This window comes from Streptomyces racemochromogenes (assembly GCF_044129415.1).
Classification (GTDB): Bacteria; Actinomycetota; Actinomycetes; order Streptomycetales; family Streptomycetaceae; genus Streptomyces; species Streptomyces racemochromogenes_A.
The window spans coordinates 1-10,818 of the sequence record NZ_JBBDHD010000171.1; the positions used below are offsets into that span (position 1 = coordinate 1).

Genomic DNA, 10,818 nt, shown 5'->3' on the forward strand with positions numbered 1-10,818 from the left:
GTGTCCAGGAACACCACGTCCACGCCGGGGAAGGCACGGGAGGCGAGGTGGGCGACCACCGCGTCCTCCATCGAGGACGTCACGCAGAACCTCGCACCGAAGGTGTCGGCGGCCCAGGCGAGGATCTCCGTCGCGGAGGCGTCCTCCAGCTCCCGGCCCGCCCGCTCGGCCAGCTCTTCTCTGTCTCCGTGTGCCTGGATCGTCGTCACCCGGCGGCTCCTTCGGGAGGGGAACGCGGCGAACCGGTCAGGATTTTTCTGAGCCGACATTAGCAATGCCGTCACATAAAGCGCTGACGGTCCGCTGATCGCCGGTATTTTCCGGACCAATCAGTCATCTCACGACCTTGACCAGCGGGTTTGAATTTTTTCATGGGTTTTGCGGGGTGCGGTCAGAATTCGGTAAGCGACCTGTCAGCGGGCTGCCAGAAGCCTTGTGTGATGGTGGGCAGAATAGCGCCGAAGGTTCCCCCACATTCTGTCCGATATCGCCGGAGAGGGCACGCGGAGAAATGAGCCTGCAAGGACCGCGCCGAGGAAGGCTTTTACGCCGCCTCGCACTCTGTCTGTCGGCGGTGGGACTCACCGCCTCCATGCTCACCGCGGCGGATCCCGCCGTCGCGGGCACCCCGGAGACCTGGACCTCCACCTTCCAGGGCTCGGACGGCGTCACCTACTCGGCGACCAACCACCTGGTGGCCCCCGCCGGCGGCCCGGGCCGGCAGTGGATGCTCGTCTGGTCCGGGCCGGCCAAGCAGCCCGCTCCCGACTTCCTCACCGTCATCGACGCGACCCCCGACTCGCCCACGTACGGCAAGGTCGCCAACACCGTCACCGTCGGCCCGAACAACGGCAACGAGCCGCACCACATGCAGTACGTGTGGCACAAGGGCGACCGGATCTACGCCGGCGGCATCATGGGCGACACCACCTTCGTCTTCGACGCGAAGGCCCTGCCCGCGCTGACCATCGCCGGGGTCAACACCGCCGCCGACACCCCCTGCGGCACCCTCCCCGACGCCTATCAGGTGCTGAGCGACGGCACCGCGTACGGCACGTACATGGGCGGCCCGAACGTGACCGGCGCCTGCACCTACACCAACGGCCAGGTGCGGGTCGGCAACGGCGCCGCCGGCTCCCCGGGTGAAATCGTCCGCATCGGTCCGGACGGCAGGACCCTCGCCGAGATCCCGGCCGCGACCGAGGCGGGCGAGGACCCGGCCCAGTGCGGCAACGTCCCGGCGCTGCCCGCCGCGACCTGTGCCAACCCGCACGGCATCGCGGTGCGCGAGGACCTGAACGTCATGGTGGCGAGCGACTTCGCCGAGGCCCGCAACTTCATGACGCCCGACTCGGCGCTGAAGGAGAACCTGGCCCGCCAGACCGTCCGCGTCTTCGACATCACCAGGCGCGACGACCCCGTGCTGAAGTCGGTGTCCAAGGTCGCCGACGGGCCGCGCGGGGCGCAGGAGCCGCGGGCCTTCTTCCGCGAGTCCCGCGTGGTCATGGAGACGGCGCTGACCAACCGGCCCGGCCACAAGGGGGCGTTCGTCTCGTCCATGGCGGGCGGCGCCGTCTTCTACACCCCGGACATCACCGCGCCCGCCCCGCAGTGGAAGGAGGTCTTCGACGACACGACCGCCTACCGGACCTTCCAGGGCGACCGGGAGATCACCGGCAGCGGGGACAACGGCAGCTGGCTGGCCGTCAGCCCCGACGACCGGTTCCTGTTCCACACGGTGATGGGCCAGTCCGTGCCGTACGGCAAGCCCCTCGACCAGACCACCGGCATGGTCTACGTCCTCGACATCCAGAAGCTCCTCGCGGCGGGCGACGGCGCGAAGTGCTCCGTCGACGAACTCGCCGAGGCGAGCCGCGGCGGACGCGAGCGGGACTGCCCGGAGCTGGTGAGCACCGTCCCGATCCGCGACGTCAGCTCCGGCGGCCCGCACTGGGGCGCCATGGACAACTTCAAGCGGGGCGCGGACGGCGTCTACCGGGAGACCACGCAGGTCAGCCGGATCGCGGTGGCGAACTACTTCGTCGCCGGCTCGTTCGGCGGCGGCGGCGACCACCGGGTGTGCATGTTCGACCTCGACCGGCGCGGCCGCGTGACCCTGGACCGGTCCTTCCGGGACGAGCGCACCGGCAAGCCGTGCGTCGGCTTCAACCGGGCCTCCTGGCCGCACGGCGACCACGGCGACGCGCAGCCGCACGGCGTGCTGTTCGTGGTCAGCGACGGCGTCGTCCGCCGGTGAACGCGGTCCTCTCGGCGGCGGTCGTCCTGACCGCCGCCCTGGCGCTCGGGATGCTGCTGCTCCTGCGCACCCGGCTGCTCGCCCGCCGCACCACCGCCACGGCGTACTTCGCCGGGGCGGTGGCGTGCGCGGCCCTGGCCGGGAGCCTGGCCGCTCCGGGAACCGGGGCGGCGGACCGGGCGGCCGGGGGGCCGGTGCTGGGCTCGGTCGGGCTCGGCGGCCGGCAGGTGCCGGTGCTGGTGGTGCCGAACCGGCCCGGGTACAACCTGGTGGCCGTCGCCGCCCCCGACGCATCCGCCGGCACCGGCCGGGACCGCCTCTCCCCGGGCGCACCCCGGCCCGGCTCGGCATTGACCTGGGTCCCGGTCGAACTGCCGGCCGGGCCCGGGCGGGTGTGGGTCTCCGCCGGCGGGGCCGTCGCCCCCCTCGCCGTGGACACCGGCCGCGCGGGCGCCGGGCCGGCCCCGGCCGGGCTGCGGGGCGCCGACGGGCCCGAGTGTGCGAGCGCCGCCGCCGGAGCGGTGCTGGGCGGCCGGGCGAAGCCCCCGGCCGGCTGCCCGTCCGACGCCCTGACGGAGGCGGACGCCGCCGCGCTGCGGGAGACCGTCTCCTTCCTCGCCGGACGCGGCACCCGGGCCGTCTCCCTCGTCGAGGACGCCTCCCCGCGCGGGCGGGCGGCGGCCGCCGAGGTGCGCGGCGCGGCCGCCCGGGCGGGGATCTCCGTGGCCGCCCCCGGCGCCGAGGGGCGCCGACCGCTGGTCGTCACCTCCGGCTGGGCAGGCGCCGACGCCGCCGTCCACGACGTCGAGGCCGGCCGTACCGTCGCCGAGGGCACGTACCTCGCGCCCTGGCTGCTGACCGCGCCGCTGCTCTCGCCGAGCGCCGGCCAGCTCATCCCGCTGCGCTACGCCCCGAACGGCCCGGCCGCCGTCGAGTACGCCGCCGCGCTGGGCGAGCGCCTGCCCGGCGAGGTGCCCAGCGCCGCCGGGTACGACGCCTGGCGCGCGGCCCGCGGGACTGCGGGCCCGGCGCCCGCGAAGCTCTACGCCGCGGCGGTGCTGTACGTACCGGGCAGCGGGGGCGGCGGCTCCGCCGGAGGCGGCCACCACCACACCGGATCCGCGAACTGGCTGCCCAGCGGAATGATCGTCCCGGTAGCGGCCCTCGGCACCACCTGACTCCTGGCCAACTTGACGCACACCCCGCCCCGCGCCCGACCCGACAAGGAGCAGGACCATGACGGAAACAGTCGCCGCGCCGCCGGTCCGGACCGCCAGAACCGCGCGCCCCGCCGCCGCCAAGCGCCCGGAGGGCCAGTGGGCACTGGGCGAGTACGAGCCCCTGAACTCCAACGAGGAGTTCAAGGCGGCCGAGGACCCCCTCCTCGTCCGCGAGCGCATCGAACGGATCTACTCCCGGGAGGGCTTCGCCTCCATCGACCCCGACGACCTGCGCGGCCGGATGCGCTGGTGGGGCCTGTACACCCAGCGCAAGCCCGGCATCGACGGCGGGAAGACCGGCTCGCTCGCCCCGGAGGAGCTCGAAGACGAGTACTTCATGATGCGGGTGCGCAGCGACGGCGGCGCCCTCGACGCCGCCCAGCTGCGGGCGGTCGCCGACGTCTCGGTGCGCTTCGCCCGCAACACCGCGGACATCACCGACCGGCAGAACGTCCAGCTGCACTGGGTGCGGATCGAGGACGTGCCGGCGATCTGGCGGCGGCTGGAGGAGGTCGGCCTGTCGACGACCGAGGCGTGCGGGGACTGCCCGCGCGTGATCGTCGGCAGCCCGGTGGCGGGGGTCGGCGCGGACGAGGTGCTGGACGCGACCCCGGCGGTCCGGGAGATCGCCGCCCGGTACGTCGGCGACCCCTCCCTGTCCAACCTGCCGCGCAAGTACAAGTCGGCGGTGTCCTGGCTGCCGGACGTCCCGTACGAGATCAACGACCTGGCCTTCCTGGGCGCGGTCCACCCCGAGCACGGCCCCGGGTTCGGCATGTGGGTGGGCGGCGGCCTCTCGACCGTCCCCGTCCTGGCACAGCACGTGGGGGTGTGGGTGCCGCTCTCCGACGTCCCCGACGTGTGGGCGGCGGTGGCCCGCCTGTTCCGCGACTACGGCTACCGGCGGCTGCGGAGCCGGGCCCGGCTGAAGTTCCTGGTGGCCGACTGGGGCGTGGAGAAGTTCCGCCGGGTCCTGGAGGAGGAGTACCTGGAGCGCCCCCTCCTCGACGGCCCGCCGCCCGCGCTGCCGCCGGCCCCGATCGACCACATCGGCGTCCACCCGCAGCGGGACGGCCTGTCGTACGTGGGCGCCGCCCCGGTGGCGGGCCGCCTCTCGGGCACGAAGCTGGCGGCCCTGGCCGACCTCGCCGAGACCCACGGCAGCGGCCGGGTCCGCCTGACCCCGTACCAGAAGCTCCTGGTCCTGGACGTCGCCGACCCGGAACCGCTGGTCACCGACCTCGCCGGGATCGGCCTCCAGGCACGGCCCTCCCCCTGGCGCCGCAACACGATGGCCTGCACGGGCATCGAGTACTGCAAGCTGGCGATCGTGGAGACGAAGGAACGCGCGGCGACCCTGGTCGCGGAACTGGAGAAGCGCCTGGCGGGCGAACCCGCCCTCCCCGACCTGAACATCAACCTCAACGGCTGCCCCAACTCCTGCGCCCGCACCCAGGTCGCCGACATCGGCCTGAAGGGCCAGCTGGTGGCGGACGAGGACGGCCGCCAGGTCGAGGGCTTCCAGGTCCACCTGGGCGGCGGCCTGTCGCTGGCCGCGGACCAGGAGGGCGCCTTCGGCCGCAAGCTCCGGGGCCTGAAGACCACGGCGGCGGACCTCCCGGACTACGTCGAACGCGTCACCCGCGCCTACCTGGCGGGCCGCACGTCCCCGTCGGAACCGTTCGCCTCCTGGGTGGCCCGCTGTGCGGAGTCGGAGCTCCAGTAGGGACGGTCAGGATCGGAGAAGCCCCGGCGGCGGTGGCGCCCGTAGCGTGAAGGACATGGAAACCACCGCCTCCACCACCACGTCCCTCGCCTCCGTCACCCTTGAGGTGGCCGACGTCGAAGCCGCCCGCCGCTTCTACGCCGCCTTCGGCCTGGAGGCCCACGTGCGCCTGCGGGCGTCCGAGGCCCGCACCAGCGGATTCCGCGGCTTCACCCTGGGCCTCACGGTCTCCAACCCGGCCACCGTCGACGGCTTCCTCGACGCTGCCGTGGACGCCGGCGCCACCGTCCTCAAGCCGGCCACGAAGTCCCTGTGGGGCTACGGCGGCGTGGTCCGGGCCCCGGACGGCACGATCTGGAAGATCGCCACCTCGGCGAAGAAGGACACCGGCCCCGACACCGGCCGGATCGACGACCTGGTCCTCCTCCTCGGCGTCGAGGCGGTCAAGACCACCAGGCAGTTCTACACCGACCGGGGCCTGACGGTCGCCAAGAGCTTCGGCAGCAAGTACGTGGAGTTCGCCGCCGCCCCCTCCAGCCCCGTCAAGCTGGCCCTCTACAAGCGCCGCGCTCTGGCCAAGGACCTCGGCGTCCCCGCCGACGGCACGGGCTCGCACCGCGTCGTCCTCGGCAGCACCGCCGACACCTTCACCGACCCGGACGGCTTCACCTGGGAACCGGCCGCCGCGTAGGCGCCCCTGCCGCGCACGCGCCCCGGCCGGCCCGTGGGGTCGTCGGGGCCGGCCGGGGGGTGGGGGGTGGGCGAGGGGTCAGGGGTTCAGTTCCGCCGTGAGGGACCGGAGGATGACGTCCGCGCTGCGGTCCACGTCCTCGCGCGTCGTGCGCCAGTTGACCACCGAGACGCGCATCGCCGCCCGGCCCTCCCACAGCGTGCCGCCGAACCAGCAGACGCCGCTGCGCTGGATGCGGGCGATGACCCGGCGGGTGGTCTCGTCGTCGTCGCCGAAGCGGACCAGGAGCTGGTTGAGGACGACGTCGTTGAGGAGTTCGACTCCGGGGACGCCCGAGAGGCGTTCGGCGAAGTGGCGGACGTGGTCGCAGCAGCGTTCGACCAGTTCGGCCACGCCCTCGCGGCCCAGCGTGCGCAGGGCCGCCCAGACGGGGAGGCTGCGGGCGCGGCGGGAGAAGTCGGGGACCCATTCGATGGCGTCGCGTTCGCCGTCGGTGCCCGGCGGGAGGTAGCCGGCGCGTTCGTTGAGCATGGCCGCGCGGTGGGCCTCGGGGTGGGCGATGACGACGATGCCGCAGTCGTAGGGGACGTTGAGCCACTTGTGGGCGTCCAGGGCCCAGGAGTCGGCCCGTTCCACGCCCTCGACGAGCGGGCGCAGCTTCGGGCTGGCGGCGGCCCACAGGCCGAAGGCGCCGTCGACGTGGACCCAGGCGCCGTGGCGGTGGGCGATGTCGCAGATCTCCCCGACGGGGTCGATGGCGCCGGAGTTGACGTCGCCGATCTGGGCGCAGACGATGACCGGCCCGTCGATCCCGGCGAGGGTGCGCTCCAGTTCGGCGGGGATCATGCGGCCCTTGTCGTCCACCGGGACGTTGCGGATGCGGGCCGTGCCGAAGCCGAGGTAGCGGGCGGCGAGGTCGATGGTCATGTGGTGCTGGGCACCCGCGACGACGGCCACGTCGGGCGCGCCCCCCAGGCCCTCGCGTTCGACGTCCCAGCCGGCCTCCGCGAGGAGCTTGTGGCGGGCGGCCGCGAGCGAGGTCAGGTGGGCCATGGTGCAGCCGGTGGGGAAACCGACGGAGGCGTGCGCGGGCAGGCCCAGCAGTTCCAGGACCCACTGGGCGGCCACGTCCTCGGCCACCGCGATGGCCGGCGAGAGGTTGTAGAGGCTGGCGGTCTGGTCGTAGGCGGCGACGAGCCAGTCGGTGGCGATGGCGACCGGCAGGGTGCCGCCGGTGACGTAGCCGAAGTAGCGGGGGCCGTTGGCCGTCGGGATGCCGCCCTCGGCCACCGCACGGCCGATGACCTCGATGGTCTCGGCCGGGTCGGCCGGGCCGGCGGGCAGCGGGCCACCGAACATTTTCAGCAATTGTTCGGAGCCGGCAGTGGCACCCACCGGCCGCTCGGCGAGGCCCGTCAGATATTCGGTGGCCTGCTGATAGGCCAATGCGAGAGGCGCACTGTCTGCTGTGGTCATACTACGAAGCTAGGCGGCTGGCACTGACGTGCGACTGACCCGAATGGCCGGAACTCCCAAAGCCTTGGACAGCGGGCCGTTGGACTGTATTACTTTCTCCTGTGGCCCCGGCCGGTGCGGTCAGTCCGGCCGGTCCGACGGTCCACATCCGTGCAGAGTCATGAGACTTGAGGAGTTCCGATGTCCGACGAGCAGACCCGCAAGGTTATCGAACAGTTCAACCAGGCATTCCAGCTGCACGACCCCGGCCTGCTGAAGGACATCCTCGGCGAGAACTGCCGGCTGGAGAACTCCGGACCGGCCCCCGACGGCACCAAGCACGTCGGTTATGACGAATGCCTGCAGTTCTGGACCGCGATCGCGGGCAACGAGCACATGACCTTCGAGGTGGAGGACGTCTGGGTGGCCGGCGAGCGCTCCGTCTGCCGCTGGACGCTGCGCTGGGGCGGCGGTCCGAAGGACTTCGTCCGCGGGGTGAACGTGCACCGCCTGGAGGGCGGAAAGCTCGTCGAGAGCTTCGGTTACGTCAAGGGCTGACAGCGGAAACCAGAAGGGCCCGGGCCTTCGAGGCCCGGGCCTTTCGCGTGCGGTGACGAAGCGTCAGTCCGCCAGCTGGGAGACGATCATCACGCAGTCCTCCAGGGCCTTCGTGGCGTGGCCCTTGCCCACCGTGTCCTCGACCAGCTGCGTGTTGCCGGGCACGAACGTGCGCCAGGTGCCGTCGCTGACGCCGCACTCCATCTTGCCGCTGACCAGGGTCATGATCTGGCGGCGCGGCGCCGGGTGGAAGTCGCCGAACCAGCCGGCCGGGATGTACAGGTACACGGCCTGCTTGGCCGGTATGCCCTCGGAGACGAAGAGCGACGGCGCGGGCGGGGCGAAATTGAGGGCCGTCACCTCCAGCTGCTCGTCGATGAAATGCGATTCGCCGTTCTCGTCGTTGTAGAGGCGGGAAACGGCGATTTTGGCGGTCTCGGCGGCCACGGGAACTCCCTGTGTACGTGAAGTCGGGATCGGGTCTGGGTCGATCGCCCCTCACTATCCCAGCCGGCACTGATGGGGCCCTGACCGATCGGGGCCGACAGGGGAATTCACGTCTCAGATATCCATCAGCCCCGTGTCAGCCGCCGCGTGCCAAGCTGAGGGCACGAGAAAGGCCGATGGAGAGGTACCCAAAGCGGCCGAATGGGGTCCGGCTCTTCGCCGGACGGGCTCTGCCCACGCAGGTTCGAATCCTGCCCTCTCCGCAGGTGCTCATCCCAGGCACGCGCATCCCGATCCGAGACCAGGGATGCGCGTGTCTTTGGCATGCGGCGCCCGGACCGCCCGGCAGGGCCTCCCCACGGCGCCCGTCCCGTCCTCCCGGACCCGCGGAGCGCACGTATCCAGCCCCTCCGGGCCTCGCGGCCCCTTCCGTCCGGGGGCCCGTCGACGGATCCGCCCTTTCCTTCCCCAGCCCGGCGCGACCCCGACAGGCGTCGCCCTCCCGAGCGACCCCGACAGACATGGAGACGCAGTTGCCCAGCAGCGACCACCACACCGTTCCCGTGCTCCGCAGGACGGACGCCGCCGCGCTCGTGGACGAGATCTCGTCCTGGCTGACCGTAGACGCCGACGAGATCGACGCGAAGTTCCTGGGCGAGCGCGCCCGTATCGTCGAGGCCGTCACCGACCTGAACGCCGCGGCCGTGGCCGGCCCCGGCCGTGAGGACGCCCACTACCACCAGCAGCTCCTGCTCTCGCGCATCTACCAGACCGTGATGCAGATCCCCGACCGGCCGAGCGCCGAGGGCTCGGTGCTGCTGCACGAGGTCACCCGGCTGCTGGAGAACGCCACCCTGGCCGCCGAGGACGCCCACCTGGAGCCCGGGCTGCTGGAGTCCGCGCCCACCGAGCCCAAGGCGTTCCTGTCCTGGCTCAAGGGACTGGTGCGCAAGCACCGCGCGTTCAAGCACCCCTACTACACCGAGTTCATCAACCGCGAGGCACGGGAGGAGGACCTGCGCACCTACGTCATCCAGGAGTCCCTGATCGACGGCCGCTTCGACGACTTCCTCGCGATGATGCAGATCGGCACGGCCGGCGCCAGCAAGATGGAGATCGCCGCCAACTACTGGGACGAGATGGGCAACGGCGACCCCGAGGCCGTCCACACCCACCTCTTCAACAAGATCTACGAGGTCTTCGACGTCCGCAGCGAGGACCTCGAAGCCGCCATGACCACCACCGACCTGCACTCCGGCAACCTCGCGGTGCTGCTGTGCCGCTACCGGCACCTGTACCCCGAGGCGGTCGGCTTCCTCGGCATGACCGAGTGGCTGGCCCCCGACCGGTTCCGCAACGTCGTCCGCGCCTGGGAGCGCCTGGGCCTGCCCGAGGTCGGCATCACCTACCACCGGCTGCACATCACCATCGACTCCCAGCACGCGGCCGGCTGGTTCCACAACGTGGTCATCCCGAGCGCCGACACCGCCTACATGCGCCGGGGCATCGCCCGCGGCGCGCTGTGGCGCGCCAACTCCTCCGCCCGCCACCTCGACGAGCGCCTGGACCTGGCCCGGCTCTCCGCCGAGCGCACGCCCGTCGCCGCGGGCTGAGCCGTGTCCCTGCGGGAGCACGGCTTCGCGCTGGTCGGGCTGGACCCCGTGCCGGAGGTGGTCGCCGCGGGCTTCCCCGGCCCCCGGCGGCCACCGCTGCGGCTGGTGATGTCGTGGACGGCGGACGACGACTGGCTGTTCCGGCCCGCCTCCCCGTACGGCGCCCCGGACGCGGGAACCGACCGGCGGCTCGCGGCAGGGCTCGGCGCCCTGCTGCGGCGGGCCCTGTGCGGGTCCTGGCTGGACGTCCACGCGGACCGGCTGATCGAGCTGCACGGGGTGCGCACCGTGGCACCGGCCGGGCGGACCGTGCCGGTGCGGCTGCCCGGACCGGTGCCGGACGCCTGCGAGTTCGCCCTCGTGGCGGTGGTCGGGCGGACCGGGGGCGGGGCGGGCCGGTCCCGGCTGTACGGCACCGGCCCGCGCGTGCCCCTGCTGGACGCGGACCCGGGTCCGGGCCAGGGGCTGCTGATCGACCGGCGCGTGGTCGCGTACGAGGGCCACGAGCTGGCGGCCGGCCCCGCCGGGCCGGCCGTGCAGGACCTGCTGGTCGCCCACGTCTTCCGCCCGGTCGGCCCCCAGCCGGCCCTCCGCCGCCGCCCGATGCTGGTCCGCGGCCCCGCGGGGACCCTGATCAGCACCCGCCCGGCGCTGCGCTGACAGCGCCCGAGGGGGTGGCGGGGGAGGATCCCTGGGATCCTTCCCCGCCACCCCCTCCTTCTTCTGCGCGGGTCCGCGCACGCGGAAGGGGGCCCCCCGGCCGGGGGGGGGGGGCCCCCCCGGCCCCCCCCACACCCCCCCCGCGCCCGCGGGGGGGCACGCGGGGCCAGGGCGCGTGCCCCACGCCGGGG

The 10,818-nt window shown here is 73.0% G+C and carries 9 protein-coding genes, 1 tRNA gene and 1 pseudogene; 8 read left to right on the top strand and 3 right to left on the bottom strand.

The annotated features are described in order from the left end of the window. A pseudogene (locus WDV06_RS33785) lies at positions 1-209 on the bottom strand (phosphoadenylyl-sulfate reductase); the annotation flags it as partial. Between the two features lie 365 nt (positions 210-574). On the opposite strand from WDV06_RS33785, the gene WDV06_RS33790 reads away from it, so the two are divergent. The 4 genes from WDV06_RS33790 to WDV06_RS33805 are packed head-to-tail and all read left to right on the top strand — an operon-like array spanning position 575 to position 5,894. Continuing rightward, positions 575-2,257, top strand: coding sequence for a hypothetical protein (locus tag WDV06_RS33790; protein WP_395513640.1), 1,683 nt, complete (start codon positions 575-577; stop codon positions 2,255-2,257). Beyond that, positions 2,254-3,435 carry a hypothetical protein gene (locus WDV06_RS33795; RefSeq protein ID WP_395513641.1) on the top strand — a complete coding sequence of 394 codons (1,182 nt, stop codon included), beginning with the start codon at positions 2,254-2,256 and terminating at the stop codon, positions 3,433-3,435. Before WDV06_RS33790 ends, WDV06_RS33795 begins: the two co-directional genes overlap by 4 nt. Positions 3,436-3,493: 58 nt before the next feature. Continuing rightward, a complete protein-coding gene (locus WDV06_RS33800) occupies positions 3,494-5,203 on the top strand; it encodes a nitrite/sulfite reductase (RefSeq protein WP_395513642.1) in 1,710 nt (569 codons plus the stop codon). A 55-nt stretch (positions 5,204-5,258) separates the two neighbouring features. Beyond that, positions 5,259-5,894, top strand: coding sequence for a glyoxalase (locus tag WDV06_RS33805; protein ID WP_395513643.1), 636 nt, complete (start codon positions 5,259-5,261; stop codon positions 5,892-5,894). Positions 5,895-5,972: 78 nt separating this feature from the next. Here the strand turns inward: WDV06_RS33805 and WDV06_RS33810 are convergent, their stop codons facing one another. Further along, positions 5,973-7,370 carry a pyridoxal phosphate-dependent decarboxylase family protein gene (locus tag WDV06_RS33810; RefSeq protein WP_395513644.1) on the bottom strand — a complete coding sequence of 466 codons (1,398 nt, stop codon included), beginning with the start codon at positions 7,368-7,370 and terminating at the stop codon, positions 5,973-5,975. 180 nt (positions 7,371-7,550) lie between these two features. Here WDV06_RS33810 and WDV06_RS33815 point away from each other — a divergent pair, with 180 nt between their 5' ends. Beyond that, complete coding sequence (locus WDV06_RS33815) at positions 7,551-7,907, top strand: nuclear transport factor 2 family protein (protein WP_079432288.1); 357 nt, start codon at positions 7,551-7,553, stop codon at positions 7,905-7,907. 63 nt (positions 7,908-7,970) lie between these two features. Here the strand turns inward: WDV06_RS33815 and WDV06_RS33820 are convergent, their stop codons facing one another. Then, a complete protein-coding gene (locus WDV06_RS33820) occupies positions 7,971-8,354 on the bottom strand; it encodes a cupin domain-containing protein (RefSeq protein ID WP_395513645.1) in 384 nt (127 codons plus the stop codon). Between the two features lie 178 nt (positions 8,355-8,532). Between WDV06_RS33820 and WDV06_RS33825 the strand changes: the two genes are divergently transcribed. From WDV06_RS33825 to WDV06_RS33835, 3 genes are all read left to right on the top strand, one after another. Beyond that, positions 8,533-8,617 (top strand) — tRNA-Lys (locus WDV06_RS33825). Between the two features lie 258 nt (positions 8,618-8,875). Further along, a complete protein-coding gene (locus WDV06_RS33830) occupies positions 8,876-9,967 on the top strand; it encodes an iron-containing redox enzyme family protein (protein ID WP_395513646.1) in 1,092 nt (363 codons plus the stop codon). A 3-nt stretch (positions 9,968-9,970) separates the two neighbouring features. Further along, positions 9,971-10,627 carry a hypothetical protein gene (locus WDV06_RS33835; protein WP_395513647.1) on the top strand — a complete coding sequence of 219 codons (657 nt, stop codon included), beginning with the start codon at positions 9,971-9,973 and terminating at the stop codon, positions 10,625-10,627. Positions 10,628-10,818: the final 191 nt, after the last annotated feature.

Bases quoted from the DNA above. Each gene is read 5' to 3' on its own strand.
- WDV06_RS33815 (WP_079432288.1), top strand. From the start codon at position 7,551: ATGTCCGACGAGCAGACCCGCAAGGTTATCGAACAGTTCAACCAGGCA.
- WDV06_RS33830 (WP_395513646.1), top strand. From the start codon at position 8,876: ATGGAGACGCAGTTGCCCAGCAGCGACCACCACACCGTTCCCGTGCTC.
- WDV06_RS33800 (WP_395513642.1), top strand. From the start codon at position 3,494: ATGACGGAAACAGTCGCCGCGCCGCCGGTCCGGACCGCCAGAACCGCG.
- WDV06_RS33810 (WP_395513644.1), bottom strand. From the start codon at position 7,370: ATGACCACAGCAGACAGTGCGCCTCTCGCATTGGCCTATCAGCAGGCC.
- WDV06_RS33805 (WP_395513643.1), top strand. From the start codon at position 5,259: ATGGAAACCACCGCCTCCACCACCACGTCCCTCGCCTCCGTCACCCTT.